This window comes from Pseudomonas mucoides, from assembly GCF_015461845.1.
Lineage (GTDB): Bacteria > Pseudomonadota > Gammaproteobacteria > Pseudomonadales > Pseudomonadaceae > Aquipseudomonas > Aquipseudomonas mucoides.
Map to the genome: position 1 here is coordinate 188,076 of NZ_JACOPW010000009.1, position 26,257 is coordinate 214,332.

24 protein-coding genes are annotated in these 26,257 nt (G+C 60.4%); 9 read left to right on the forward strand and 15 right to left on the reverse strand.

The window, feature by feature from the left end; genetic code table 11:
• Positions 1 to 40: 40 nt before the first annotated feature.
• The 10 genes from H8F22_RS28280 to H8F22_RS28325 form a co-directional block, all read right to left on the reverse strand.
• Complete coding sequence (locus tag H8F22_RS28280; protein ID WP_027921981.1) at positions 41 to 1,228, reverse strand: ATP phosphoribosyltransferase regulatory subunit; 1,188 nt, start codon at positions 1,226 to 1,228, stop codon at positions 41 to 43.
• A 299-nt stretch (positions 1,229 to 1,527) separates the two neighbouring features.
• The gene (hflC, locus tag H8F22_RS28285; RefSeq protein ID WP_027921982.1) at positions 1,528 to 2,397 is read right to left on the reverse strand and encodes a protease modulator HflC; all 870 of its coding nucleotides are present in this window, start codon (positions 2,395 to 2,397) and stop codon (positions 1,528 to 1,530) included.
• Positions 2,397 to 3,569: an FtsH protease activity modulator HflK gene (hflK, locus tag H8F22_RS28290; RefSeq protein ID WP_027921983.1), complete on the reverse strand. Its 1,173-nt coding sequence runs from the start codon at positions 3,567 to 3,569 to the stop codon at positions 2,397 to 2,399. Before hflK ends, hflC begins: the two co-directional genes overlap by 1 nt.
• A gap of 96 nt (positions 3,570 to 3,665) precedes the next feature.
• The gene (gene hflX / locus H8F22_RS28295; RefSeq protein ID WP_027921984.1) at positions 3,666 to 4,967 is read right to left on the reverse strand and encodes a ribosome rescue GTPase HflX; all 1,302 of its coding nucleotides are present in this window, start codon (positions 4,965 to 4,967) and stop codon (positions 3,666 to 3,668) included.
• Between the two features lie 12 nt (positions 4,968 to 4,979).
• Entirely contained in the window at positions 4,980 to 5,240 is a 261-nt protein-coding gene (gene hfq, locus H8F22_RS28300; protein WP_007902656.1) for an RNA chaperone Hfq, read from the reverse strand.
• Positions 5,241 to 5,333: 93 nt separating this feature from the next.
• Entirely contained in the window at positions 5,334 to 6,305 is a 972-nt protein-coding gene (miaA, locus tag H8F22_RS28305) for a tRNA (adenosine(37)-N6)-dimethylallyltransferase MiaA (protein ID WP_194940970.1), read from the reverse strand.
• Entirely contained in the window at positions 6,305 to 8,215 is a 1,911-nt protein-coding gene (gene mutL, locus H8F22_RS28310) for a DNA mismatch repair endonuclease MutL (protein ID WP_228758982.1), read from the reverse strand. The genes miaA and mutL overlap by 1 nt, the downstream gene beginning before the upstream one ends.
• Positions 8,212 to 9,624, reverse strand: coding sequence for an N-acetylmuramoyl-L-alanine amidase (locus H8F22_RS28315; RefSeq protein WP_371258934.1), 1,413 nt, complete (start codon positions 9,622 to 9,624; stop codon positions 8,212 to 8,214). The genes mutL and H8F22_RS28315 overlap by 4 nt, the downstream gene beginning before the upstream one ends.
• Before the next feature lie 30 nt (positions 9,625 to 9,654).
• Positions 9,655 to 10,125, reverse strand: a complete 471-nt coding sequence (tsaE, locus tag H8F22_RS28320; RefSeq protein WP_059181726.1) for a tRNA (adenosine(37)-N6)-threonylcarbamoyltransferase complex ATPase subunit type 1 TsaE — start codon at positions 10,123 to 10,125, stop codon at positions 9,655 to 9,657.
• A complete protein-coding gene (locus H8F22_RS28325) occupies positions 10,113 to 11,612 on the reverse strand; it encodes an NAD(P)H-hydrate dehydratase (RefSeq protein ID WP_194940971.1) in 1,500 nt (499 codons plus the stop codon). The genes tsaE and H8F22_RS28325 overlap by 13 nt, the downstream gene beginning before the upstream one ends.
• A gap of 63 nt (positions 11,613 to 11,675) precedes the next feature.
• Between H8F22_RS28325 and queG the strand changes: the two genes are divergently transcribed.
• A complete protein-coding gene (queG, locus tag H8F22_RS28330; RefSeq protein ID WP_027921990.1) occupies positions 11,676 to 12,740 on the forward strand; it encodes a tRNA epoxyqueuosine(34) reductase QueG in 1,065 nt (354 codons plus the stop codon).
• A 121-nt stretch (positions 12,741 to 12,861) separates the two neighbouring features.
• Here queG and H8F22_RS28335 read toward each other — a convergent pair whose 3' ends face one another.
• Positions 12,862 to 13,473, reverse strand: a complete 612-nt coding sequence (locus tag H8F22_RS28335) for a trimeric intracellular cation channel family protein (RefSeq protein ID WP_027921991.1) — start codon at positions 13,471 to 13,473, stop codon at positions 12,862 to 12,864.
• Positions 13,474 to 13,667: 194 nt separating this feature from the next.
• Complete coding sequence (gene orn / locus H8F22_RS28340; protein ID WP_007995036.1) at positions 13,668 to 14,210, reverse strand: oligoribonuclease; 543 nt, start codon at positions 14,208 to 14,210, stop codon at positions 13,668 to 13,670.
• 107 nt (positions 14,211 to 14,317) lie between these two features.
• Here orn and rsgA point away from each other — a divergent pair, with 107 nt between their 5' ends.
• The 4 genes from rsgA (at position 14,318) to H8F22_RS28360 (ending at position 17,416) form a co-directional block, all read left to right on the forward strand.
• Positions 14,318 to 15,349, forward strand: a complete 1,032-nt coding sequence (gene rsgA, locus H8F22_RS28345; protein WP_027921992.1) for a small ribosomal subunit biogenesis GTPase RsgA — start codon at positions 14,318 to 14,320, stop codon at positions 15,347 to 15,349.
• Between the two features lie 212 nt (positions 15,350 to 15,561).
• The gene (locus tag H8F22_RS28350) at positions 15,562 to 15,969 is read left to right on the forward strand and encodes a TIR domain-containing protein (RefSeq protein ID WP_194940972.1); all 408 of its coding nucleotides are present in this window, start codon (positions 15,562 to 15,564) and stop codon (positions 15,967 to 15,969) included.
• A gap of 2 nt (positions 15,970 to 15,971) precedes the next feature.
• Positions 15,972 to 16,931 (forward strand): caspase family protein, encoded by a 960-nt coding sequence (locus tag H8F22_RS28355; RefSeq protein WP_027921994.1) that lies wholly within the window; start codon positions 15,972 to 15,974, stop codon positions 16,929 to 16,931.
• Positions 16,931 to 17,416: a toll/interleukin-1 receptor domain-containing protein gene (locus H8F22_RS28360; protein WP_027921995.1), complete on the forward strand. Its 486-nt coding sequence runs from the start codon at positions 16,931 to 16,933 to the stop codon at positions 17,414 to 17,416. The genes H8F22_RS28355 and H8F22_RS28360 overlap by 1 nt, the downstream gene beginning before the upstream one ends.
• Before the next feature lie 45 nt (positions 17,417 to 17,461).
• Here H8F22_RS28360 and motB read toward each other — a convergent pair whose 3' ends face one another.
• Both motB and motA read right to left on the reverse strand, forming a co-directional pair.
• A complete protein-coding gene (motB, locus tag H8F22_RS28365) occupies positions 17,462 to 18,505 on the reverse strand; it encodes a flagellar motor protein MotB (RefSeq protein WP_027921996.1) in 1,044 nt (347 codons plus the stop codon).
• 162 nt (positions 18,506 to 18,667) lie between these two features.
• Positions 18,668 to 19,519 carry a flagellar motor stator protein MotA gene (gene motA / locus H8F22_RS28370; RefSeq protein ID WP_027921997.1) on the reverse strand — a complete coding sequence of 284 codons (852 nt, stop codon included), beginning with the start codon at positions 19,517 to 19,519 and terminating at the stop codon, positions 18,668 to 18,670.
• Between the two features lie 166 nt (positions 19,520 to 19,685).
• Between motA and H8F22_RS28375 the strand changes: the two genes are divergently transcribed.
• The 4 genes from H8F22_RS28375 (at position 19,686) to H8F22_RS33320 (ending at position 24,860) form a co-directional block, all read left to right on the forward strand.
• On the forward strand, positions 19,686 to 21,224 hold the full coding sequence (locus tag H8F22_RS28375; protein ID WP_027921998.1) for an HDOD domain-containing protein: 1,539 nt from the start codon (positions 19,686 to 19,688) through the stop codon (positions 21,222 to 21,224).
• Between the two features lie 42 nt (positions 21,225 to 21,266).
• Positions 21,267 to 22,082, forward strand: coding sequence for a thiosulfate sulfurtransferase (rhdA, locus tag H8F22_RS28380; protein ID WP_027921999.1), 816 nt, complete (start codon positions 21,267 to 21,269; stop codon positions 22,080 to 22,082).
• Between the two features lie 16 nt (positions 22,083 to 22,098).
• Positions 22,099 to 22,959, forward strand: coding sequence for an archaetidylserine decarboxylase (asd, locus tag H8F22_RS28385; RefSeq protein WP_027922000.1), 861 nt, complete (start codon positions 22,099 to 22,101; stop codon positions 22,957 to 22,959).
• 143 nt (positions 22,960 to 23,102) lie between these two features.
• A complete protein-coding gene (locus H8F22_RS33320; RefSeq protein ID WP_228758983.1) occupies positions 23,103 to 24,860 on the forward strand; it encodes a molecular chaperone in 1,758 nt (585 codons plus the stop codon).
• Between the two features lie 47 nt (positions 24,861 to 24,907).
• On the opposite strand, the gene serB is transcribed toward H8F22_RS33320, so the two are convergent.
• Positions 24,908 to 26,122 (reverse strand): phosphoserine phosphatase SerB, encoded by a 1,215-nt coding sequence (gene serB / locus H8F22_RS28395; RefSeq protein WP_027922002.1) that lies wholly within the window; start codon positions 26,120 to 26,122, stop codon positions 24,908 to 24,910.
• Positions 26,123 to 26,257 lie beyond the last annotated feature (135 nt).

Consider the following 26,257-nt stretch of genomic DNA (forward strand, 5'->3'; position numbering starts at 1 on the left):
TTCGCGCAAACTTGGTGCCGGCAGCCGCCGGCGGGAAAACTCAAGAAGCCAGCGGCAATACTTGCCAAAGCCCGTTCTGCTGAATCAATTGCCGGTCGCAGTCCGCTTCACGGGCGGCGGCCAAAGGTTGCCCAGGCAATGCCTGAACGACACGCTGACCCTCACTGCGCAACTGGCAAACCTGCTGCCAGAGTGCCGCATCCGTACTGTCAGGCATCCAGATACCGCCAGACGGTAGCTCGATCTCAGCACGCCCCAGGGTCACCAGGGTTTTCAAGTCGGTAGAGAAGCCGGTGGCCGGACGTGCGCGACCGAAGTCGGCGCCGATGTCGTCGTAACGACCGCCTTGGGCAATGGACTGGCCAACACCCGGCACGAACACCGCGAACACCACACCGGTGTGGTAGTGGTAACCGCGCAACTCGCCAAGGTCGAAGTACAGCGGCAGATCCGGGAAACGCACGGACAGACGCTCGGCAATTGCCAGCAAGTCGTCCAGAGCCGCCAGAACAGGCGCCGGCGCACTCGCCAGACGCTCGCGGGCAGCGCTCAACACTTCACGGCCGCCACACAAATCAACCAACGCGCGCAGCATGCCGGACAAATCGGCAGGCAGGCCTTCGGTCAAGGTAATGACCTCGTCGATGGCCTTGCGTTGCAACGCGTCGAACAATTGTTGCTCGACTTCACCGGACAAACCGGCGGCGCGGGCCAGGCCACGGTAGATGCCTACATGACCGAGGTCCATGTGTACATCCGGCACATCGGCCAGTTGCAGCATAGCCAACATCAGGCTGATGACTTCCACGTCGCTGCTCGGGCTGGCATCGCCGTACAACTCGGCACCCAACTGGATCGGGCTGCGCGAGGACGACAAGGCGCGAGGCTGAGCGTGCAGCACGCTACCGGCATAGCACAGACGGCTCGGCCCTTCACGACGCAGGGTGTGCGCATCAATGCGCGCCACTTGCGGCGTGATGTCGGCGCGGAAACCCATCTGCCGGCCCGATTGCGGGTCGATGACCTTGAAGGTACGCAGGTCGAGGTCAGAGCCCGCGCCGGTCAGCAGGGATTCCAGGTACTCGATATGGGGAGTCACGACAAACTCGTAACCCCAGCTCTGGAACAGATCCAACACCTGACGACGCGCAACTTCAATGCGCGCCGCTTCTGGTGGCAGTACTTCTTCGATGCCATCTGGCAGCAGCCAGCGGTCTACCGTTGCCATTACGCCATTCCCCTATGATCCGGGCGGCAAGCCCTCGGGCGAGCCTTGAGTGAAGCAGAAAATGGTCGGCTCGTACGCAAACCACGCGCATGAACGACATGGCGAAAAGCCTTAAACCGGCTTCGCCAACCACTTTCCTCGAAAAACCTGTTGAGCCTGCATAAAAACAGCAATCAAACGTGCAGACGCAAAAAAGCCGGGAATTTCCCGGCTGCCGCATCATACACACGTTTTCCCAAAGGATCACCCCGCCCGAGGCTTTAGCCGCCAGGCGGGGGATGATTCAGGTCAACGCAGTATCAAGGCTTGGCTTTTTCCAGGTAACGGAAGAAGTCGCTGCTTGGGTCCAGGACCATGACGTCGGATTTGTTCGCGAAGCTTTCACGGTAGGCACGCAGGCTACGGTAGAAACCATAGAACTCCTGATCCTGGCCGTAGGCCTTGGAGTAGATCGCAGAGGCCTGGGCATCACCGTCACCACGAACCTCTTCAGATTCACGATAGGCTTCAGCCAGCAACACGCGGCGCTGACGATCGGCGTCGGCACGAATACCTTCGGCCAGTTCGTTACCCTTGGCGCGGTGCTCGCGAGCTTCACGCTCACGCTCGGAGCTCATGCGCTCGAACACACTGCGGTTCACTTCTTTCGGCAGATCGATAGCCTTGACCCGAACATCGACCACTTCGATACCCAGCTCTTTTTCGGCCATCTTGTTCAGCGAAGCCGTGATGTCGGTCATCAGCGCATCGCGCTCACCGGACACCACTTCGTGCAGCGTGCGCTTACCAAACTGGTCACGCAGGCCCGACTCCAGACGACGGGAAAGACGCTCGTCGGCAATTTGCTTGAGGCCAGACGTTGCGGTGTAGAAGCGCTCGGCATCTTTCACCCGCCACTTGGCGTAGGCATCCACCATGACGGCTTTCTTTTCCAGCGTCAGGAAGCGTTGCGTCGGTGCATCCAGCGTCATCAGGCGTGCGTCGAATTTACGCACCTGGTTAACGTAAGGCACTTTCACATGCAGGCCCGGCTGAACATCGGCCTGGACCACACGACCGAACTGCAGCAACACCGCACGCTCGGTCTGAGCCACGATGTAGAAGCAGTTCCAGGCAGCGATCGCCACGACGACGCCGACAATAAGGGCGATCAGCGATTTATTGCTCATCAGCGACTCTCCCTGGTACGTGCTTGCTGTTGCTGCAGATCAGCTGCTGCACGCGCATTCGCTTCATTGCTGGTGGTTGCTGCACTGGTCACCGGAGCGCTGGTGTTGCGACCACTTTCGACCATCTTGTCCAGCGGCAAGTACAGCAGATTGCTCTGGCCATTCTTGTTGCCGGTCACGAGAACCTTGCTGGTGTTGCTGAAGACTTCCTGCATGGTGTCCAGGTACAGACGCTCGCGGGTGACTTCAGGGGCCTTGCGATACTCGGCAACCAGTTTGGTGAAGCGATCGGCCTCACCCTTGGCGCGCGAGACCGTTTCGTCACGGTAGCCGTTGGCATCTTCGATGATGCGCTGGGCCTGACCACGGGCTTCCGGCACGACGCCGTTGGCATAGGTTTCAGCCTGGTTACGCGAACGCTGCTCGTCTTCACGGGCGCGGATCACGTCATCGAAAGCTTCCTGTACTTCACGCGGTGCGGCTGCGCTCTGTACGTTGACCTGTGTAATGGTGATGCCGGTGCGATAGGTATCCATGAAGCGTTGCAGACGCTCCTTGATTTCGCTGGCCATCAACTCACGACCTTCGGTCAGCACCTGGTCCATCGCAGTGGAACCCACCACATGGCGCAAGGCACTTTCGGTCGCGTGCTGCAGGCTGATTTCCGGCTGATCAACGTTCAGCACGAAGTCCTGCAGGTTGCTGATCTTGTACTGCACGGTCAGTGGCACTTCGACGATGTTTTCGTCTTCAGTCAGCATTTGACCCTGCTTGGTGTAGGCACGCTCACGCGTGACGTTTTCCAGGTACTTGCGATCGATCGGCGGGAAATAGATGTTCAGGCCCGGGCCGACGGTTTCGTAGTACTTGCCGAAGCGCAGCACCACGGCTTGCTCCTGCTCGTCGACAACGTAGACCGCGCTGTACAGCCAAACGGCCGCCAGCACGACAAGGCCGATGCCAAGAATGCCACCGAAGCCGCCGCTCTTGCCCGAACCACCGCCGTCATCACCACGTTTCTTACCACCACCGAACAACCCGTTCAGGCTTTCCTGCAGCTTTCGGAAGGCCTCGTCGAGATCCGGTGGTCCCTTGCGGTCGCCGTTATTGCGGCGCTTGCCACCCCAAGGATCCTGATTATTCGAGTTGCCACCCGGCTCATTCCAAGCCATAGCGCTCTCCATCTGATAAAGCAAAGACGCACCCACGGCGCGCCGACCAATGCTACAGAATGCCTGTCACCACGACACAACCGCTTTCTCAGGCTTTTATTGCAAAGTGTGTTGCTCGATGAAGTCATTCGGCTGCAAACCTTCGCGACTCACCAATCGATTCAACTCGATCCGTGGCAAGCGAACGGCCAGCAAGCTGGTGCCTTCTTCGTCGTGTTCTTCTTTCTGCACCGCGCCAAGTTCGAAAAACTGCGCACGCAGTCGAGCGAAGCGTTGCGGCAAGCGCAAGGTACCGATAAACAAATCACTGCCAAGCAACTCGGCAATGGCTTGCTCAAGCAATTCCAGACCCGTGCCATCACGCGCCGACAGCCAGACCCGCAGGGGTTTACCGCTTTCGTCGCGCTGGATTTGTGGCTCAACGCCTTCAAGCAAATCGAGTTTGTTATACACCTCGAGTATCGGCAAGTCCTGGGCACCAATCTCGCCCAGCACCACCATCACCTGCTCGATCTGCAACATGCGATCCGGTTCGGCCGCATCGATCACGTGCAACAACAGGTCGGAATTGCTCGACTCTTCGAGAGTAGACCGAAATGCCTCGACCAGCTTGTGGGGCAAGTGGCGAATGAAACCTACAGTGTCCGCCAGGACAATCGGCCCCAGGTCGTCCAGATCGAGACGGCGCAGGGTCGGGTCCAGCGTGGCAAACAATTGGTCAGCCGCGTAAACGTCGGATTTCGTCACGTTATTGAAGAGCGTGGATTTACCGGCGTTGGTATACCCCACCAGCGAAACGGTAGGGATATCCGCACGCATACGACCACGTCGCGACTGTTCGCGCTGGCTGCGCACTTTCTCCAGCCGGCCCTTGATCTGTCGCAGGCGAACCCGCAGCAAACGGCGGTCGGTTTCGAGTTGGGTTTCACCCGGGCCACGCATGCCGATACCGCCACCTTGGCGCTCAAGGTGAGTCCAGCCACGAACCAGGCGGGTGCTCATGTGGTCAAGCTGAGCCAGTTCTACCTGGAGCTTGCCTTCATGGGTACGGGCGCGTTGGGCGAAAATATCAAGAATCAGACCGGTGCGGTCGATCACGCGACACTCGAAAACACGTTCGAGGTTACGTTCCTGACTGGGCGTGAGGATGTGATTGAAGATCACCAGATCAGCCTCTTCGGCCTTGACCAGGTCGCGCAGTTCCTCGACCTTGCCACTGCCAATGAGGAATTTGGCGGTTGGCCGATGACGCGGCACGTTAAAAAACGCAACGGTCTCGGCGCCCGCCGAATTAGCCAGTTCCTGAAACTCCTGCGGATCTTCGCGCGCCTCAGGGTCCTGTCCATCCAAGTGAACGAGGATGACTCGCTCACCACCACCGTGGCGCTCAAAGAACAAAGGAGACTCCTATCAGGCGTTACCTGGCTCAGCGTCACCTGCTTCGGATTCGGTTGCGCTTGGCAGACGAATTGGACGAACCGGCACCACTGTCGAGATAGCGTGTTTGTAAACCATTTGGCTAACGGTGTTTTTCAGCAGGATAACGAACTGGTCGAAAGACTCGATCGTGCCTTGCAGTTTGATCCCGTTGACCAGGTAGATAGACACCCCAACTTTCTCTTTACGTAAAGTATTCAAGTAAGGGTCTTGTAGCGAATGCCCTTTTGACATGTGCCGCACTCCTTTAAGGATTCAATATAAAAAATAGGTAAACAGATGGCTTTAGCCGCCACACCCCCAAGGATAGACGGCAATTGCAAGGACTCAGCTCAATATGGAGATGGTCCCCAAGTATTTCAAGGCGCGCGGCAGATTGTCGCAATCGAGACTGTCCAGCCAGTGTAAATCAGCCCAACTGCGCAGCCAGGTGAACTGACGCTTTGCCAATTGGCGCGTGGCAATGATTCCACGCTCCTGCATCTCGGCTTGCGTCAGCTTGCCATCCAGGTAATCCCAAACTTGTCGGTAGCCTACCGCACGTATAGACGGCAACCCGGAATGCAGGTCACTTCTCTTACGCAGGGCTACGACCTCGTCAATGAATCCCTGTTCCAACATATTCGTGAATCTTTGTTTAATTCGCTCGTGCAGTACCTGGCGATTTGCAGGAGCAATGGCCAAGTTCGCGACAGTATAGGGCAATTGTTGCAGTCCCGAAGCGGCTGCTTCGGTACTTTGCACAGATTGTTTCAGTCGCAGCTCGGTCATGCTCTGACCGCTGACGCGATAAACTTCCAGCGCCCGACTGAGTCGCTGCGGATCGTTTGGATGAATACGCGCGGCAGACTCAGGGTCAATTAACGCCAATTGTTCGTGCAGCGCTTGCCAGCCAAGGCGTGCAGCCTCTTCCTCGATCTGCGCCCGAACATCGGGATCGGCCGCTGGCATGTCCGCCAGACCTTCGACCAAAGCCTTGTAATAGAGCATTGTGCCGCCCACCAGCAGCGGGATTTTTCCCCGCGCGGTGATCTCGGCCATCGCCTCCAGGGCATCACGACGAAAATCGGCGGCCGAATAGCTCTCGGCCGGGTCGAGAATGTCGATCAAACGGTGCGGGAATTCGGCCAGGATTTCTTTCGAAGGCTTGGCGGTGCCGATGTCCATGCCCCGATAGACCAGCGCCGAATCGACACTGATCAGCTCGCAGGGCAGAACCTTGGTCAGCTCGATGGCCAGGTCGGTCTTGCCCGCAGCAGTCGGGCCCATCAGGAAAATCGCTGGAGGAAGCTGGCTCATCAACGACCGCGCAAGAACAGTTTGTCCAGATCGTCCAGGCCCAATTGGGTCCAGGTCGGTCGGCCATGGTTGCATTGACCGCTGCGCTCGGTGTTTTCCATGTCGCGCAGCAGACCGTTCATTTCCGGGATCGCCAGGCGCCGATTCGCACGAACCGCGCCGTGGCAAGCCATCGTCCCGAGCAACTCATTCAGATGTGCCTGAATCCGGTCGCTGGTGCCGTATTCCATCAGGTCCGCCAAGACATCACTGACCAGTCGATTGGCTTCCGCCTGCTTGAGCAAGGCCGGGATTTGCCGAATGGCCAGGGATTCAGGTCCCAGACGCTGCAATTCAAAACCCAGACGCTGGAACAACGCCGCGTGCTCTTCGGCGCAATCGGCTTCACGCTGACTGACAGCCAGGGATTCCGGTACCAGCAGCGGCTGGCCGCTCAGGCCTTCGCTGGCCATGGCGATTTTCAGGCGCTCGTACATGATCCGCTCGTGAGCCGCGTGCATGTCCACCAGCACCAGCCCTTGGGCATTTTCCGCCAGGATGTAGATGCCTTTGAGCTGCGCCAGGGCGTAACCCAGCGGCGGAATATCGTCCTGCCCGGCTGGCAGCGCGACCGCGTTGGCCTCGGGCAATGGCGCAAAGAATTCACGGTACGCCGCCTGGGCTTCAGCAACCGGTACACCGGATTGGGGCCGTGGCGTGTATTGATACTGATAACCGGCGCCAGCGCCCGACCCGGCCGGGGTATTGAACGACGGTTGCGCCTGAGGTTGCTCCAGCAGCGCATTGGCCGCCAGACGCATTTCGCCCTGCGGGCCGAATTCGCCGGCATCGAGCCCGGTTGGACGCACGACGGCCGTCGCCACCGGTGCGGCCAGATGATCCTCGGGACGCACATCGCCCAAGGCGCGGTGCAAGGTGCCGTAAAGGAAATCGTGAACCATGCGCCCGTCACGGAAGCGAACTTCGTGCTTGGTCGGGTGCACGTTGACGTCGACACCCGCCGGATCCACTTCGAAAAACAGCACGAACGTCGGATGCCGGCCATTGAACAGCACATCGCGATAGGCCTGGCGCACCGCGTGGGCCACCAGTTTGTCGCGAACTGCGCGGCCATTCACGAAGAAATACTGCAAGTCTGCCTGGCTGCGGTTGAACGTCGGCAAGCCGACCCAGCCCCATAAATGCAGGCCATTGCGCTCGATTTCGATCGGCAGCGCCTGCTCGAGGAACCCCGAACCGCAAATCGCCGCCACACGCCGGGCGCGGGCCGCGTCGTCATGGGCTTCGTGCAGGCTGAGGATGGTCTTGCCGTTATGGCGCAGGTGGAACGCGACATCGAAGCGTGCCAGCGCCAGGCGCTTGATCACTTCTTGCAGGTGATCGAATTCGGTTTTTTCAGTCTTGAGAAACTTGCGACGCGCCGGGGTGTTGAAGAACAAGTCCCGCACTTCCACCGAGGTGCCCACCGGATGGGCGGCCGGCTGCACGCGCGGCGCCATGTCCCGGCCTTCGGTTTCGACCTGCCAGGCCTGATCGGCATCGCGAGTGCGGGACGTCAGCGTCAGGCGCGCCACGGAGCTGATCGATGCCAGTGCTTCACCGCGAAACCCGAGGCTCATGACCTGTTCGAGGTCTTCCAGATTGCGGATCTTGCTGGTGGCGTGTCGCGCCAGCGCCAACGGCAGGTCATCGGCAGAAATGCCGCTGCCATCGTCGCGCACGCGCAATAGCTTGACGCCGCCCTGCTCGACATCGACATCGATGCGCTTGGCGCCGGAGTCGAGGCTGTTTTCCAGCAGCTCCTTGATCACCGAAGCCGGGCGCTCGACCACCTCGCCGGCGGCAATCTGGTTCGCCAGTCGCGGGCTGAGCAGCTCGATGCGAGCGCTGTTGATCACGACCTGATTCATTCTTTGGCCGCCAACTCGGTGCCTGGAATGGTCAGGTGCTGACCGACCTTCAGCTCATCACTGGGCAGCTTGTTGACGCTGCGCAGCGTGGCAGGCGACACCTGATAGCGCACGGCAATCATCGCCAGGGTCTCACCCGGGCTGACCCGGTGATCACGCGGGCCTTGAACGATTTTTCCGGAGTCACGCAGCCAGGCAATGTAAGTGCCCGGTGGCGGGTTTTGCTGGAAGAACTGCCGCACGCCGCTGCTGATCGAACGCGCCAGCGCCTGCTGGTGATTCGAGGAGGCCAGTTTGGACGCTTCGTTAGAGTTGGAGATGAACCCGGTTTCCACCAGGATCGACGGGATATCTGGCGACTTCAGCACCATGAACCCGGCTTGTTCCACACGCTGCTTGTGCAGTGGCGTAACCCGTCCGATGTTGCTCAGGACTTTCTGGCCAACGTTCAGGCTGGACGTCAGCGACGCGGTCATCGACAGGTCAAGCAGCACGCCCGCGAGCATGCGGTCCTTGTCATCAAGGCTGACGTTGCCAGCACCACCGATCAGGTCAGAGCGGTTTTCACTGTCCGCCAGCCAGCGGGCCGTTTCCGAAGTCGCGCCGCGATCAGACAGGGCGAACACCGACGCACCGAAGGCAGCGGCCGACGGCGCGGCGTCGGCGTGGATCGAAACGAACAGGTCGGCGCCTTTCTTACGGGCGATTTCGGTTCGGCCGCGCAGCGGAATGAAGTAGTCGCCCGTACGGGTCAGTTCGGCGCGGAAGCCTTTCATGCCATTGACCTGACGCTGCAGTTCACGGGCGATGGCCAAGACCACGTCTTTTTCCTTCTGACCGCGGGAGCCTGAAGCACCCGGGTCTTCACCGCCGTGGCCGGCGTCGATCACCACGAGGATGTCGCGTTTGCCAGGAGGTGCAGGAGGAAGTTTGATCGCAGGCTCAACCGGCGTGACGGGCACTGCCGGCATCGTGGCGACCGAAGGGGTCGGTGTCGGAGTCGGGGCTGGCGACGGCGCGGCATCGGCAGCGTTATCAAACAGGTCGACCACCAACCGGTTGCCGTACTGGGCGTTTGGCGCCAGGGAGAAACTTTTCGGGGTCACGGCCTTTTTCAGGTCGATCACCACCCGCAGGTCAGTCGGCGTGCGTTGAGCCGAGCGCATGGCGGTGATAGGGGTATTGGAAGTGTTGACGTTCAACGGCGCGCCGAGCGTTGCACCATTGATGTCGATCACCAGCCGATCCGGAGCGGTAAGGGTGAACACGCTGTGTTGCACCGGCCCGGTCAGGTCGAACACCAGCCGTGTGTTGTCCGGCGCCCGCCACAGGCGAACACTGTTGACCTTTGCGTCGGCCACAGCGTCGACGGTCACCGCCAAAAACAACAACCCTACGGCAGCTACCATCGCGCGAAAGCGCATACCTGACCCCATCATTTAATTGGATTCCAATGCCAAAGCGGCACACCAGGCCTCGCCACGCGAGCCCCGGGATAAAATTTTCAGCGAACGCCCGCTGTCTTGCGGGCTAATGGTAATGGTCAGGTCAGGCTTTGGCAAAAAGCCTGCACCTTTATCGGGCCATTCGATCAGGCACAGCGCGTCGTCGTCGAAATAGTCGCGAATGCCGAGGTACTCCAGCTCTTCCGGATCGACCAAACGGTACAAGTCGAAATGGAAAGCGCGGATGTCGCCGATCTCATAGGGCTCGACCAGGGTGAAGGTCGGACTTTTCACGGCGCCTTCATGCCCCAGGCCGCGGATGATACCCCGCGACAACGTGGTTTTACCTGCCCCCAGGTCCCCTTCCAAAAAAATCAGACCGTGCCCTTCGGTGATTTTTGCGATGCGTGTGCCAAAGGCCGTCATCGCCTCTTCATCAGCCAGGTACAGGGTTACTTCAGACACGGTGCTTGCTCCTCCAACAACTGACGAATGGCCGGAATCAGATCACTGGCCGCCAGCCCGCGGCCATTTTTACCTTGTTGCTCACCCGCATTGGCGTGCAGCCAGACCGCCAGGCACGCGGCGTCGAACGCCTGCATGCCTTGAGCCAGCAGCGCGCCGACCAGACCGGCCAATACATCGCCCAAACCCGCCGTGGCCATGGCCGGATGACCTTGATGACACACGGTGAGACGCCCATCGGGACTGGCGATCAGGCTGCCAGCGCCTTTCAATACCACGACTGCTGTATATTTTTTGCTCAACGCATGCGCCGCCGCCGGGCGATCAGCTTGCACTTGGGCGGTGCTGATCCCGAGCAACCGCGCCGCTTCGCCCGGATGCGGCGTGATCACGCAATCCTTGGGCAAATTCACACATTCTTCGGCCAGCAGGTTCAACGCATCGGCGTCCCAGACTTGCGGCAACGGTGCATTGGCGGCCGCTGACAGCAAACTGCGCCCCCAGGACGCCTGCCCCAAGCCAGGGCCGACCACCAATACGGAAACCTTTTGCAGCAAATCCATCAACTGGTTGGCCGACGAAGTGCCCAGCACCATGGCTTCGGGAATTCTCGCCAGCGCGGCCGGTACATGCTCACTGCGGGTTGCCACGGAGACCATGCCGGCACCGCTGCGCAGGGCGCTTTGTGCGCTCAGCAGGATCGCGCCACCCAAGCCGAGATCGCCGCCGATCAACAGCACATGGCCGAATTTGCCTTTGTGCGACGTCGGCGCTCGCGGTGCAGGACGCGGCAAGTTGCCGGGCGTCAGGCGCCGAGCGCTGATCGCCGCGGCCTCGACGAGCTGCGGGTCGGCGTGTAAATCATTGAAAACCAGTTCCCCAACCACATCTGCTGCATCCCCGGTGAACAGCCCCAGTTTCAAACCGATGAAGGTCACTGTCAGGTCGGCATGCACCGCCAGACCGAGGATCCGACCGGTATTGGCGCACAGCCCTGAAGGGATATCCACAGCCACGACCGGCAGCCCGCTGGCATTGATCGTCGCGATAGCTTCAGCGTAAGGCGCACGCACTTCCCCCGTCAGACCGGTGCCGAGCAAAGCATCGAGCACGACGCCGCGCAATCCGGATTGTGCAGACCAGGGTTCGATCAGTACTTTTCCCGACACCGCCTCGGCATACGCCAACGCCGCATCCCCCTGCAAACGTTGGTGATCGCCCACCGCCAACACGCGGACCGACCAACCCGCACGGCTGGCCAGCACTGCCACCAGATAACCGTCGCCCGCGTTATTGCCGTGGCCGGCCAGCACCGTTAATTCATTCGCCGACGGCCATTGCCGGACCAGCGCCCGCCAGGTCGCCCGCGCCGCGCGCTGCATCAACTCGAAGCCCGGCGTACCGGCCGCGATCAGGCTCGCATCGAGCCCACGGACCTGCGCGGCGCTATACAGCGCGTCGGGTAAATCATCTTTAGTGTGCGGCATGCGTCTTCGGGCTCCGATGTCTGGCAGAATTATACGCACCTCAGCTCCGGTTTCTCTCGCCTCATGCCCGCAATTACCACAGACCTGCCCGCCCTCGCCCAATCCATCAAGGACTGGGGCCGCGAGCTGGGCTTTCAGCAAGTCGGCATCAGCGGCCTGGACCTGGCCGAGCATGAGCAGCACCTGGAGCGCTGGCTCGCCGCCGGCTACCACGGCGAAATGGACTACATGGGCGCCCACGGCAGCAAACGCTCACATCCGGAAGAGCTGGTGCCCGGCACCTTGCGCGTGGTTTCCCTGCGCATGGACTACCTGCCCGGCGACACCCAAATGGCGCAAATGCTGGCCCAGCCGGAAAAAGCCTACGTCTCGCGTTATGCCCTGGGCCGCGATTACCACAAACTAATTCGTAAACGCGTGCAACAACTGGCCGACAAAATTCAGGCACAGATCGGCCCGTTTGGTTTCCGCGCCTTCGTCGACAGCGCCCCGGTGCTGGAAAAAGCCATCGCCGAACAGGCCGGTCTTGGCTGGATCGGCAAAAACACCCTGGTCCTGAATCGCAAGGCCGGCAGCTACTTCTTTCTCAGCGAGTTGTTTGTCGATCTGCCATTGCCGGTCGACCCGCCCCACACCACCGAACATTGCGGCCGCTGCACCGCGTGCCTCGACATCTGCCCGACCAACGCCTTCGTCGGCCCTTACGTTCTGGATGCCAGGCGCTGCATTTCGTACCTGACCATCGAACTGAAAAGCGCAATCCCGGAAGATCTGCGGCCACTGATCGGCAACCGGGTGTTTGGGTGCGATGATTGCCAGATCGTCTGCCCCTGGAACCGCTTTGCCCGTCCGTCCGGCGAAAGCGACTTCAAGCCAAGGCACAACCTGGACAATGCGGAACTGGCCGAGTTGTTCATGTGGGACGAGGATAAATTCCTCAGCAGCACTGAAGGCTCGCCATTACGCCGGGCGGGTTATGAGCGTTGGTTGCGTAACCTGGCGGTGGGGCTGGGCAATGCGCCGTCGAGCATCCCGGTGCTGGAAGCGTTGAAGGCTCGTAGGGATTACCCGTCGGAGTTAGTGCGTGAACATGTCGAATGGGCCCTGAAACAACACGGTCTCCTGTAGCCGCTGCCGAAGGCTCGGGCCGCGTTCGGACGTTCGAGGCCGCAGAACTCGCTTTCCGGATAGACGACTGCTACGCAGCCGGACGCAGCCTTCGGCAGCGGCCACAGGAACCGTGCCAGTCTTAAGCCTCGTCGTTGTAAACGAACTTCGGCATTTCCCAGTGGAAACGAATCGCCAGCAGTCGCAGGAGGAAGCCACCAAACAGCGTGATCAGAATCGCTTGTTCACCGGGTAATTGCAGGTAGATGCAGAGCATGTAGCACCACGCCGCCGCGAACGAGACGCTGGCGTAGAGCTCTCGGCGGAAGATCAGCGGGATGTCGTTGCAGAAGATGTCGCGCAGGATGCCGCCAAATACGCCGGTGATCACGCCGCTGACCGACGCCACCAGCATGCCGTGACCCATTTCCAAAGCGGTCATGCAGCCGATCAGGGTGAACGCCACCAGGCCCACGGCGTCGAGGACCAGGAACAATGAGCGCAGGTGGCGCATCCAGCGCGCAGTGAAGACGGTCACCATGGCGGCGACCGAGGTCAGCACCAGGTATTCCGGGTGTTTGACCCAGGTCAGCGGGTAGTGGCCGAGCAGGACGTCACGCACCGAGCCGCCCCCCAACGCAGTGATGCACGCGATCAGCACCACGCCAAACCAGTCCATGCCGCGACGGCCGGCAGACAGCGCGCCGGTCATGGCTTCGGCGGTGATGGCGATCAGGTAGAGCATCAGCAACATGGCGGCGGTCCTTGCAGAAAGGCGCGCAGTCTACTCACTTCACCGAAGCCCCAAAAGAGGGCATCAGAGAATCTAGCCAATCATCAATGGTGACTGTAAAGACGCCATCGCGAGCAAGCTCGCTCCCACAGGGACGGCGCTGTACCTGTGGGAGCGAGCTTGCTCGCGATGGGGCCAGCACAGAGGCCGCCGAATCAGAACTTGATGAAATGCTTGCGGTAGTGCTGCAGCTCGGCAATCGATTCGCGGATGTCGTCCAGCGCCAAATGAGTGCTACCTTTTTTGAAGCTGTCGCGTACGTCCGGCGCCCAGCGTGCGGCCAACTCTTTGAGAGTCGATACGTCGAGGTTGCGGTAGTGGAAGTAGCTTTCCAGGGACTTCATGTGCGTATAAAGGAAGCGACGGTCCTGGCAGATGCTGTTGCCACAGATCGGCGACTTGCCCTTGGGCACCCATTTCTCCAGGAAGGCGATAGTCTCGGCTTCGGCTTCGGCCATGCTGATGCGGCTGTCGCGAACGCGCTGGGTCAGGCCCGAGCCGCCGTGTTGACGGGTGTTCCACTCGTCCATGCCGGCGAGGATCTCGTCGCTGTGGTGGATGGCGATCACCGGGCCTTCGGCCAAGGTGTTCAAGTCACTGTCGGTGACGATGGTGGCCATTTCGATGATGACGTCGGTATCAGGGTTCAGACCAGTCATTTCCAGGTCGATCCAGATCAGATTCTGCGGGTTTTGCATGTGTCGGCTCCTAGGCAATGCTGCGCAGTTTAGCCTAGGCAACCGGCGGGGCGTGCTAAACTCGCGGCCGTTTTACCTAATCGCTGCATTCTTGATACGGAACACCCATGGCCAAACGCCAACTCAATCGTCGTCAAAACTGGCGCATCGAAAAGATTCAGGGCGAACGCGCTGCCCGCGCCGCCAAACGCGAGTCCTCGGCTGTCGAGGCACTTGAGGGTGGCGACCTGGGCCCGGAACAGACCGGGCTGGTGATCGCGCACTTCGGCGTACAGGTCGAAGTCGAAGCCCTCGAGGGCGAATTGGCTGGTGAAGTGTTCCGTTGTCACTTGCGCGCCAACCTCCCGGCACTGGTGACCGGCGATCAGGTGGTCTGGCGTGCCGGCAACCAGGGCATCGGTGTGATCGTGGCGCAACTGCCACGCAAAACCGAACTCTGCCGTCCGGACAGCCGTGGCCAGCTCAAGCCTGTGGCCGCCAACGTCGACATGATCGTCATCGTCTTTGCCCCGCTGCCCGAGCCTCACGCGAACCTGATCGACCGTTATCTGGTCGCTGCCGAGCACGCCGGTATCCGGCCACTGCTGTTGCTCAACAAATTCGACCTGATCGACGAGCAGAACGCCCCGGCTCTGAATGCCTTGCTGGCGGTCTACCGCACGCTCGGTTACCCGGTGCTGGAAGTCTCGGCGCATCACGGCAATGGCATGGAGCAACTGCAGGAACAGCTGGACGGGCGCATCAGCGTGTTCGTCGGCCAGTCAGGCGTCGGCAAGTCGTCGCTGGTCAACAGCCTGCTGCCGGAAGTCGAAGCCCGCGTCGGCCCGTTGTCCGAGCTGTCTGGCCAGGGCACTCACACCACGACCACCGCGCGGTTGTTCCACTTCCCCGGTGGCGGTGAGTTGATCGACTCCCCGGGCATTCGTGAATTCGGCCTCGGCCACGTCAGCCGCGCCGACGTCGAAGCCGGTTTCATCGAGTTCAACGACCTGATCGGCACCTGCCGTTTCCGCGACTGCAAGCACGACCGCGAACCGGGTTGCGCCCTGCTCAAGGCCCTCGAAGAAGGCCGCGTGCAGCAGCAACGGATGAACAGCTACCGCTCGATCATCGCCAGCCTGCCTGAAACCAGCTACTAAACAGACGCGCCCATCGCCCCGTCACTGACGGGACGGTGGGCCGCTTGTTGCGACCTACACATTTCCCCGCTGATTAAACGTCAGACACCTCTGTAGGACTTCCGCGCGCCCGCTGGAAGGATCCGTCTCTTTAACCGCGCAGGCCTTGTTGCGGCCAATCAAGTGCATACATTCAAGCCCTCTTCGCATTCCGGCGATACCGAGGGACGACCATGCAAACCTATCATTTGTTCATCAGCCATTCATGGAGCTACCCCCACGCCCACGACAATCTCGTGCGCCTGCTCAACGCCAAACCCGGCTTCACCTTCAAAAATTTTTCAGTGCCGACGGACAACCCGATCGTCGACGCGCAGACCGACAAGCAACTGGAAACCGCCATCGAAAACAAAATCCGCCCCTGCTCGGCGGTGCTGATCATGGCGGGGATGTATTCGACCTACAGCACGTGGATCAACAAGGAAATCGAGATCGCCAAGCGGATGGGCAAGGTGATCATTGCGGTCAAGCCGTTTGGGGCAGAGCGGATTTCCACGGTGGTGCGTGATGCCGCGCACGCCGAATGTGCGTGGAACACCAACAGCATCGTCAACGCCATTCGCCTGCACACGGCGGTGTAAGCATGCGCAAGGGACTGTTCATAGGCATCAACCACTACACCCATGTGTCGCCATTGAGTGGCTGCAACAACGACGCGATGGCCATGGCCTCGGTGCTGGAGCGCCACGCCAACGGGCGTCCGAACTTCAGCAGCAAGGTCCTGACTTCGGCGGAGGAAAACCTCACTCATACGAACCTGAAGCAGCAGATCCAGAGTCTGTTTTCCGGCGATTGCGATGTGGCGCTGCTGTACTTCGCCGGTCACGGCCAATTTGATACCAGCATCGATGAAGGCCTGCTGATCCCTCAGGATTTCGGCCAAGGCGTCGAAGGCATCCGCATCAGCGACATCCTCAACTGGGCGGAAAACGCCCCCCACATCAAGAACAAAATCATCATCCTCGACTGCTGCCAGGCCGGCGCGGCGGCAGCCATGCGCGGGTTGCGCGGTGGTAGCAGCGTGATCAGCGAAGGCCTGACCATTCTCACTGCCTGCAAGAAAGACCAGGTGGCGCTCGAAGGTCGCGGCCACGGCGTGTTTACCGACCTCCTGCTGCAAGCACTGCACGGTGGAGCTGCCAATGTGCTGGGCAAGGTCACGCCGGGTAGCGTGTATTCGTTCGTCGACAACGCGTTAGGGGCATGGGAGCAACGGCCGGTGTTCAAGACCAACGTTTCGCAATTTGTGCCGCTGCGGGAAGTGACGCCGCTGATTGCCGAAGAAACCCTGCGCAAGCTCAAGGACTGGTTCCCCGAACCTAGCTACGTATTCCCGCTGGACCCCAGTTATGAACCGACCGAGGCCGCGTTCGATTCCGACAACGGCGACATCTTCAAGCAACTGCAAAAGTGCAACCGCCACAGCCTGATCGAACCGGTAGACGCCGAGCACATGTACTACGCCGCCCTGCATTCCACCGGCTGCCGCCTGACCGCCCTCGGCGCCTACTACCGCGAACTCGCGATCAAAGGACATTTCTGATGCCTGTGTTTATCAGCTACCGCCATAGCGACCGCCCCCACGCCATCGCCATCAACTCCCGCCTGATTCAGGCCAACATCAAGACCTACTTCGACGTACTGGACCCGGAATCACAGACCACTGACGACATCACCGGGGTCATCACCCGCAACATCACCGCGTGTACGCATCTGATTGCGGTGGTCTCGGGCAAGACCGCGTTGTCGTGGTGGGTGCCGTTTGAAATCGGTGAAGCGACCATCAGTAATCGACGGATCTGCTCATTCAAGACAGAACCGGCGGAACTGCCGCTGTATCTCGATAAATGGCCCAAGATCAGCACCGACAGGGATCTGGAGTTTTTCATCGATGCCTATCGAGAGGAAGTGGCGACCAAGCGCTCAATGACACTGGATTCAATCAGCGAATCCCTTTATGGCACCTACAAACGCAATGCCGAGCTGTTCCACGACCAGCTCAAGAACCGTATTCAACGGGGTTTCTGACAGGCACAAAAATTAAGCCGACATCGCTGTCGGCTTTTTTGTCGGTCACTGCTTCGGCGGTTCAGCCGGCTTCGGTGCCGGGTTTTCGAAGATATTCAGACGCTCACGAAGCTCATGGGCCGGCAGCGGCTCTTTGTCCGCCGGCAAGGCGTTCGGGTCAACTGGTTTGGCCGGCACTTCGCCCGGACCGCCCTGCCCTTGTGCTGCCGGGGCTGGTGCCGGCTCTGGCGCAGGTTCTGCACCTTGCGAGCCTTCAATGGCCTTTTGGGCTTTCTTGGTCAGTACCACGATGTCGATGCGGCGGTTGACCGGATTGAACGGGTTCTCGCGGTCGAACAGTGCCGACGAGGCATAACCGACCACCCGCGCGACCTGTTGATCCGGATAGCTGCCGGCGACCAGCGCACGGCGAGCGGCGTTGGCACGGTTGGCCGAGAGTTCCCAGTTGCCGAAATCGCCGGTACCCGAGTACGGCTTGGCATCGGTGTGACCGCTGATGCTGATCTTGTTCGGCACCGCTTTGATGGTGTCGGCCATGGCCAGCAGGATGTCTTCGAAGTACGGTTTCAAACGCGCACTGCCGGAGTCGAACATCGGGCGGTTTTCGGCGTCCATGATCTGGATACGCAAACCGTCCTGCGTGATCTCGAACAGGATCTGGTCCTTGAATTTCTGCAGCTGCGGATTTTCATCGACCTTGTTCTGCAATTCTTGCAGCAACAGTTCCAGGCGTTCCTTCTCGACCTGCTCGGCCATGCCTTCGACCTGTTCGGTGTCGACAGTGACGCGGTCTGGCTGCGGCTGGGATTTCACCTCGGGGTTGAGGGTTTTCTCCGGCGCCAGGGTTGGGGAGCCACCCAGATCGATGATGTACGGCGTGCCACTTTCGGTAAAGCCGACCGGGTCTTTGAAGTAACCGGCGATGGCGATCTTCTGTTCCGGGGTGGCGGTGGACAGCAGCCACAGCACCAGGAAGAACGCCATCATCGCCGTCGCGAAGTCCGCGAAAGCGATTTTCCAGGAACCACCGTGATGCCCGCTCGCGTATTTCTTGACGCGCTTGATGATGATCGGCTGGTTATTTTCCATACAGAGTGCTCTGTCTCACAAATACTGTTCCTTTTTGACGGTGCCTGTTGTCGCCATACGGCGTTGCCGCTCCTCGCCATAGCGAGCTATGACTCGTCTCGGCGCCTTGTCTGGCAACAACAGTCACTCGCCAAAAAAGGAACGTATTTGCAAAACAGAGCACTATCGACCGCGAACCGCTTGTTCCAGCTCAGCGAAGCTAGGACGGTGCGCCGGGTACAGAACCTTGCGACCGAATTCCACGGCCAGCGATGGCGGCATGCCGGACGCCGAGGCCACCAGCGAAGCCTTGATGGCCTCGTAGACGTTCAGTTCTTCCTTGGCATCGTGGGCCAGGGCATGGGCCAGCGGGCCAAAGAAACCGTACGCCGCGAGAATACCGAAGAAGGTACCGACCAATGCCGCACCCACGTGTACACCGATCATTTTCTGATCGCTTTCACCCAGGGAGGCCATGGTCACCACGATACCCAGTACCGCCGCGACGATACCGAAACCCGGCATGGCGTCAGCGATGCCATTCACCGCGTGGGACGGGTGATCGAGGTCTTCCTTGAGGCTGGTCAGTTCCATGTCGAACAGGCCTTCCAGCTCATGGGGAGCCATGTTGCCGGAGGACATGATGCGCAGGTAATCGCAGATGTACGCGGTCATGCGGTCATCTTTGAGCACCGCCGGGTACTTGGCGAAAATCGGGCTCGCGGCAGCATCTTCGATGTCGCCTTCGATGGCCATCATGCCTTCGCGGCGACTCTTGTTGAGGATCTCGTAAATCAGCCCCAGCACTTCAAGGTAAAAGGTGTGGTTGAAGCGCGAGCTGAACATCCCGAAGGCTTTCTTCAGAACGTTTTTGACCATGTGGCCAGGGTTGGCTTGCAGGAATGCGCCAAAGGCTGCACCACCGATAATCATCACCTCGAAAGGCTGGATAAGGGCAGCAATCTTGCCGTGGGAGAGCACGTACCCGCCGAGCACGCTCGCGAATACGACAATGATGCCGAGAATTTTAGCCATAGGTAGGAGAGCACTTACTGAGTCGGGTTCAAGGTCATATTCGGAGGTCGAAAAATCTCTTCTTCTCCTTATCGGCAAAACTGCGCCAGACTATAGGCCGTTCAAGCGAAAAGCTAATTTAGCCTACTCCGGGCATAGGTAATGCAGACGAAGATTGCGTCCAACCATGGCTAACCAGACGAACACTCCCACTCAAAAACCGACCACTCTAGAAGGCTGGGTCAAGCTTCTCGATGGCGTGCGCCTGCCGGTTCCGCAAGACAGCCATGACCGTGTCTGCAGGGCTATCGCCGATAACCGCAGCTCACTGCGTGATATCGCCGAATTGATGCAAGACAGCCCGGCCCTGGCCTTGAGCATCATTCGTGAAGCCAATCGCCATACCCACGGCAGCATGACCGAGCCTGCGGAAAACCTGGAAGTGGCGATCAATCGCCTCGGCTTGAAACGCACCGAAGAACTGCTCGCCCGCCTCCCCGCCGAACCCCAAATGCAGATCCCGCTTGCCTTGCGCCAGTTGCAATTGATCAGCCAGCACGCGACGCAACAGGCCAATGGTTTTTTTGCCAGTCGCCTGGCTCGGCTGTGGCAGGACATTCATTGGGGCAGTCTGCTGTTCCTCTCGCCGCTGTGGCCGATGGCGTTGACCTATCCGCAATTGCTCGAAGAATGGGAACTGCGGGTCATCCATAAAGGTGAGTCGGCGCGCAAGGTCGAAAAGCAGTTGTTCGGGGTGCGCCTGCTGGATATTTGCCAGGCCCTGGTGACCATCTGGCGCCTGCCGATCTGGGTAGAACAGGGTTATCGCCTGCTGCTGACCGAGCAGCGCGAACTGGTCAAAGTGCTGCGCATTGCCCGCGATAGTGATCATCCGTTGCGCCAACAAAACCGCCTCGATGACGATCCGACCCTGCGGCGCTGGCTCAATCAGCCGGCCAATACCGTGCTGCTGGCCAACGGTCTGGCACTGTCGGCGCAACAGGCGTGGGACAGCCCGCACAGCGAGCGCTGGCAATACCTGACCAGCCTTTACCTGCAAATGCCCATGGCCGACGTGCAGCAACAATTGCACCAACAGGCCGCCAACAGCGCCCGACTGCATGCCATGCCGGACCTCTGGCACCCCGCTGTTTCGCTGCTTTGGCCGTGGGGCATGAACCGGGTCCACGCCGCCTTGCTGCCGGCCCCGGCGCCGACCACAGAAGACCTGGCGAAGTGGCGCAGCCAATGCGCCGAGTTGCTGGTGGAGCCAAGCCCCTTCACCAACGCGATGCACTTGACCACCTCCGCCCGGGACGCTCTGGTCGCGTGCGGCATGCGTCGCGTCATGATCTTGATGGCTGATCGCACGCACGCCAATCTGCGGGTGCATCAGGTTGCCGGTTTGTCAGCAGAAGCGGCCGGGCTGAATTTCGCGGTGAGCCAAAGCTCTGTGCTACAACGTTTGCTCTCGCAACAGGCCCAAGTGCGCCTGACACCGGCCAACACCGCGCAGTTCTCGGCGTTGTTGCCTGGCAACCTGCGCGCGCAGTTCCGTGGCGAACACTTGATCCTGCGCTCACTGGTCAATAATGGTCGGGTGATCATGGTGGTGGTGGCGGATCAGGGCGGCGGGCCGTTCTCGGAAATCACCGTGCAAGCCTTCGGCAAAACCGCGCAGTGCATTGAGAAAGCCTTGAACACCTTTAGCCACCGCGGCCAATGACGCTGCGCTACAATCCACCCTTTTGTGCCCTGGAGACCTCACATGTCTGACTTCTCTGGCTTGCCGCTGGTGATCGAGCCGAGCGACTTGCTCCCTCGCCTCGAGGCCCGCGATCTGATTCTGGTGGACCTGACCAGCAGTGCCCGCTATGCCGAAGGGCATATTCCCGGCGCGCGTTTTGTTGATCCGAAACGCACGCAACTCGGTCAGGCGCCGGCACCGGGGTTGATGCCGCCGCAAGCGGCACTTGAAGCGCTGTTTGGCGAGTTGGGCCACAACCCCGATGCGGTGTACGTGGTGTATGACGACGAAGGTGGTGGCTGGGCCGGGCGTTTTATCTGGCTGCTGGACGTCATCGGCCACCGTAAATATCACTACGTCGACGGCGGTCTGACGGCCTGGCTGGCAGAAGGCATGCCGATGTCGATCCAGATCCCGGCCCCCGTTGGCGGCCCGGTGAAATTGACCCTGCACGACGAACCCACCGCGACCCGCGAGTACCTGCAAAGCCGACTCGGCGCCGCCGACCTGGCGATCTGGGACGCGCGCGGGCCGCTGGAGTACTCCGGCGAGAAAGTGCTGGCGGCCAAGGCCGGGCACATTCCGGGCGCCGTCAATTTCGAGTGGACTGCCGGCATGGACAAGGCGCGTAACCTGCGCATCCGCACGGACATGCCGCAGATCCTCGAACAGCTAGGGATCAGCAAAGACAAAGAAGTCATTACCCACTGCCAGACTCACCACCGTTCTGGCTTCACTTATCTGGTGGCCAAATCCCTCGGTTATCCGCGGGTCAAAGGCTACGCCGGTTCCTGGGGCGAATGGGGCAACCACCCCGACACCCCCGTAGAGATTTAAGGTTTAAGGACAGTTAATGAACAAGCGTCTGTTTATCCTCAGCCAATACCTGCTGCCCCATCACTTGCTCTCGCGACTGGCCGGCTGCATTGCCGAATGCCGCGTGCGCTGGTTCAAGAACGCCTTTACCGCCTGGTTCGCCAAGCGTTATCAGGTGGACATGTCCCAGGCGCTGGTCGAAGACCTGACTGCCTACGAACACTTCAACGCGTTCTTCACCCGCGCCTTGAAGGACGGCGCTCGTCCGCTCGACGAAACCCCGGGGGCGATCCTCAGCCCGGCCGATGGCGCAGTCAGCCAGCTCGGTCCGATCGAACACGGTCGGGTGTTCCAGGCCAAGGGCCACAGCTTCAGCGTGCTGGAGTTGCTGGGCGGTGACGCGGCCAACGCCGCGCCGTTCATGGGCGGTGATTTCGCGACTATCTACCTGTCGCCGAAGGACTACCACCGCGTGCACATGCCGCTGGCCGGCACCCTGCGCGAGATGGTCTACATCCCGGGCCGGATTTTCTCGGTCAACCAGACCACCGCCGAAAACGTGCCGGAGCTGTTTGCCCGCAACGAACGTGTGGCGTGCATTTTCGACACTGAGCGCGGGCCGATGGCCGTGGTGCTGGTGGGCGCGATGATCGTTGCGTCGATCGAAACCGTCTGGGCCGGGCTGGTCACGCCGCCGAAACGCGAATTGAAAACCTTCCGCTACGACGAAGCCGCGCGCGCGCCCATTCATCTGGAGAAAGGTGCGGAACTGGGTCGCTTCAAACTGGGTTCGACCGCTGTCGTGCTGTTCGGGCCAGACCAGGTCAAATGGGCCGAAGAACTGGCGGCCGGTTCGCCGGTACAGATGGGCCAGGGCATGGGTCTGCCTAAGGCCTGATCCGCTGATCCGCTCTTGCGAACATCTTCGGAGGGGCGGATACACACCCGGTGGCGACCGCTCTGGTTGTCCCGCGCTGATGGACATAGCTGCTACAGTCAGGTCATTCACTGCCCATTGACCGGCTGGAGTTTTTCCACGGCATGAATGAAACCAGTCCCCACCTGCTGCTAAGCGCCCCGCTCCCCGCGCAATTGCGCCTGACTTTCTGCGAAGCCACCCCACGCGACCTCAAGCGCTGGATCGCCGCCCTGCCCAAAGCCAACATCGGCGAAACCGCGCGCCAGCTCTATCAAGCCTTGGGTGAACTCAACCAACTGCTGACACCGAGTGCCAATCGCCTGCCCATGCTCGAGCTGCTCAGGCCCGAGGTGTATTACGTCTGCAGACACCTGGAGCGGCATTTCCTGCACCAGGCGATTGTTCTCGACGAGCGTTCGCGCAAGATCGCCAACCTTTGCCAGGCCCTGCAAAGTCATTTGGCGATCGGCTACAAACAGATCGTCATCCGAATCACGCCTCGTTTCAGCAAAGACCGTGCGCCACTGCTGGCGCAAGCGTTGCAACGGGCACTCCATTGCCTGAACGGTCAGTTGATCCGCGCCACTCAGCTCTACTGCCCAGTGCCGGACGGTGTGTGGCTGGAATTGCATCAGTTGTACCGGATCGGCTGCGAACACCGGTTGCAACACCTGAGCCTGCGCGATGAACTGGCCAGCCAGACGCACTCCCTGAGCATCGAACAGACTTACGCCGTCGCCCTGCTGCTGGGTGCGTCACGCTGCAATCAATTGCGCCAGAACCAGATCGCCCGCCTCGCCGAAGCGCTGGAAGCCTGGAGTCATCGGGTCAAACTACCAGCCGATGGATTGTTCGCCGTCGCGCCGGACCTCGACACTGGCCCGCGTTACCGCAACAAGTTCCGGGCCGGGCAGCAAGCCGGTTTGCTGGGGTTTGATCCGCAGCCACTGGTCGACACCATCGAAACACACTTGCAAGGCAATAAAGACGCCTTGCCCGTACCCACGGGTCTTAGCGTGGACACGCTGCAGCACCTGCACGCCGCCTGGGGTCAAGCGGCCGAGCGCAGTTTTCAGCGAACGGCCGGTCAAGGTACGTTGACGCTGTGCGTGGGGATGAGCGCACTGCACTTTTATTTGGGCGGGCAGCGCTCATTCAGCGACCTGTTGAAAAACCCTGGCCACCGGCCCGCGCAGTTTTCGGCAATGCCTGCGGCCAGTCGGGGCAGCGACCCCTGGCATCAGGCGTTCGATGCCGCGTCACAGGGCACTGCCGATGCCTTGCTGCCCTACGAAGAAATTGAATACCCGCAACTGCAAAATGACGACAGCAAAGAGGCCGACAGCAACCGGCATTTTCCGACCTATGCTCTGCCCGTCATCAATCACAGCCCCGGCGGTTATTGCCTGGCCTGGCCCAACGCGGTGCCCGCCGAGTTACAGGCCGGTGAAATGGTCGGGATTGAGGATTCAGTCAATAAAGGCTGGAGCATTGCGGTCGTGCGCTGGATTCGTCAGGTGCGCGGTGGCGGTACGCAAATGGGCATCGAGCAGGTTGCGCCCTTCGCCGAGCCTTGCGGGCTGCAATTGGTGCGCAACCGGGATGACCACAGCCAGTACTTGCGCGGGTTGTTGCTACCGCAGATCAGTGCCATCGACCTGCCCGCCACCGTGCTCGCCCCGCGTTTGCCGTTTCAGGAAGGCAGCAAGGTGCTGATCAACACCAACGGCCAGGAACGCCGGGCCGGGCTGGATCGGCGGGTGGCGAGTACCCACAGTTTTAATCAGTTTGCGTATCGGTCGCTGGAGACAAGTAGAAACGACAACGCCGCGGGGAGCGGCGTTGGGGAGGTGTTTGATTCGTTGTGGCCTTCGCTGTGAGTGTGGCCTGAAAGACCGCGATGAGGCCAGTTCAGACCGTGACGACCTCAGAGCTGCCCGTCACGGTCCCGAAAACCCAACAGGTACAGCACGCCATCCAGCCCAAGCGTAGAAATCGCCTGTTTCGCCGACTGTTTCACCAACGGCTTGGCCCGGAACGCCACGCCCAATCCGGCAATCGCCAGCATCGGCAGATCGTTGGCGCCGTCGCCGACCGCGATGGTCTGCTCCAGACGCAAACCTTCCTTATGCGCCAGCTCACGCAGCAGATCCGCCTTGCGCTGCGCATCGACAATCGGCTCGACCGCCACACCGGTCACCTTGCCGTCGACCACTTCCAGTTCGTTGGCAAACACGTAGTCGATACCCAGCTTGGCCTGCAACTGCTTGGCAAAGTAAGTAAAACCACCCGACAGAATGGCGGTCTTGTAGCCCAGGCGCTTGAGTTCGGCGAACAGGGTTTCGGCACCTTCGGTCAGGCGCAGGGACGCGCCAATCGAGTCCAGCACGCTGACGTCCAGGCCTTTGAGCAGCGCCAGGCGCTCTTTGAAGCTTGCGCGGAAATCCAGTTCGCCGGCCATCGCCCGCTCGGTGATTTCAGACACCTGATCGCCGACGCCGGCTGCCTTGGCCAGTTCGTCGATGACTTCGGCTTCGATCAGGGTCGAATCCATGTCGAACACCGCCAGCCGACGGTTACGACGGAACAGTGAATCTTCCTGGAAGGCGATGTCGACGTTCAATTCCTGCGCAACGCTGAGGAACTCGGCCCGCAGCGCCTGCGGATCGGCCGCTTCGCCCCGCACGGAAAACTCGATGCAGCCCTTGCCCTTGTCGGCCGGGGTGTCCAGCGGCATGCGCCCGGACAAGCGATCGATGTGATCGATGTTCAGGCCATATTTCGCGGTGATCGAACTCACGGCCTGCAATTGCCCGGCGGTCACTTTGCGGGTCAATAGCGTCACGATGTGGCGCTTTTTGCCCTGGTTGCCGACCCACTGCTGGTAATCCTCTTCGGACACCGGCGTGAAACGCACCTGCTGGTCGAGCTCGTAGCCCTTGAACAGGATGTCCTTGAGCACCGACTTGCCTTGCTCGGTATCCGGAATTTCAACCAGGATGCCGAACGACAGGGTGTCGTGGATCACCGCCTGACCGATGTCGAGAATGTTCACACCACCCTGGGCCAGAACGCCGGTAATGGCCGCAGTCAGACCCGGACGGTCGACTCCCGTGATGTTTATCAGGACGATTTCGCGCAAGGCGCACCCCCGCAAGTGGAAAAAAACCGCATTCTACCCACTTTCAGTGACCATCGGGCACCGTGAGCGCTTTGCCGGTCTAGGGCCTGTCGCTATACTGCGCGTCAACTTCACGGACAAAAGAGCCGAGCTCAA

Bases quoted from the DNA above. Each gene is read 5' to 3' on its own strand.
- H8F22_RS28280 (WP_027921981.1), bottom strand. From the start codon at position 1,228: ATGGCAACGGTAGACCGCTGGCTGCTGCCAGATGGCATCGAAGAAGTA.
- hflC (WP_027921982.1), bottom strand. From the start codon at position 2,397: ATGAGCAATAAATCGCTGATCGCCCTTATTGTCGGCGTCGTCGTGGCG.
- hflK (WP_027921983.1), bottom strand. From the start codon at position 3,569: ATGGCTTGGAATGAGCCGGGTGGCAACTCGAATAATCAGGATCCTTGG.
- hfq (WP_007902656.1), bottom strand. From the start codon at position 5,240: ATGTCAAAAGGGCATTCGCTACAAGACCCTTACTTGAATACTTTACGT.
- miaA (WP_194940970.1), bottom strand. From the start codon at position 6,305: ATGAGCCAGCTTCCTCCAGCGATTTTCCTGATGGGCCCGACTGCTGCG.
- mutL (WP_228758982.1), bottom strand. From the start codon at position 8,215: ATGAATCAGGTCGTGATCAACAGCGCTCGCATCGAGCTGCTCAGCCCG.
- H8F22_RS28315 (WP_371258934.1), bottom strand. From the start codon at position 9,624: ATGGTAGCTGCCGTAGGGTTGTTGTTTTTGGCGGTGACCGTCGACGCT.
- H8F22_RS28325 (WP_194940971.1), bottom strand. From the start codon at position 11,612: ATGCCGCACACTAAAGATGATTTACCCGACGCGCTGTATAGCGCCGCG.
- queG (WP_027921990.1), top strand. From the start codon at position 11,676: ATGCCCGCAATTACCACAGACCTGCCCGCCCTCGCCCAATCCATCAAG.
- H8F22_RS28335 (WP_027921991.1), bottom strand. From the start codon at position 13,473: ATGTTGCTGATGCTCTACCTGATCGCCATCACCGCCGAAGCCATGACC.
- orn (WP_007995036.1), bottom strand. From the start codon at position 14,210: ATGCAAAACCCGCAGAATCTGATCTGGATCGACCTGGAAATGACTGGT.
- rsgA (WP_027921992.1), top strand. From the start codon at position 14,318: ATGGCCAAACGCCAACTCAATCGTCGTCAAAACTGGCGCATCGAAAAG.
- H8F22_RS28350 (WP_194940972.1), top strand. From the start codon at position 15,562: ATGCAAACCTATCATTTGTTCATCAGCCATTCATGGAGCTACCCCCAC.
- H8F22_RS28355 (WP_027921994.1), top strand. From the start codon at position 15,972: ATGCGCAAGGGACTGTTCATAGGCATCAACCACTACACCCATGTGTCG.
- H8F22_RS28360 (WP_027921995.1), top strand. From the start codon at position 16,931: ATGCCTGTGTTTATCAGCTACCGCCATAGCGACCGCCCCCACGCCATC.
- motB (WP_027921996.1), bottom strand. From the start codon at position 18,505: ATGGAAAATAACCAGCCGATCATCATCAAGCGCGTCAAGAAATACGCG.
- motA (WP_027921997.1), bottom strand. From the start codon at position 19,519: ATGGCTAAAATTCTCGGCATCATTGTCGTATTCGCGAGCGTGCTCGGC.
- H8F22_RS28375 (WP_027921998.1), top strand. From the start codon at position 19,686: ATGGCTAACCAGACGAACACTCCCACTCAAAAACCGACCACTCTAGAA.
- rhdA (WP_027921999.1), top strand. From the start codon at position 21,267: ATGTCTGACTTCTCTGGCTTGCCGCTGGTGATCGAGCCGAGCGACTTG.
- asd (WP_027922000.1), top strand. From the start codon at position 22,099: ATGAACAAGCGTCTGTTTATCCTCAGCCAATACCTGCTGCCCCATCAC.
- H8F22_RS33320 (WP_228758983.1), top strand. From the start codon at position 23,103: ATGAATGAAACCAGTCCCCACCTGCTGCTAAGCGCCCCGCTCCCCGCG.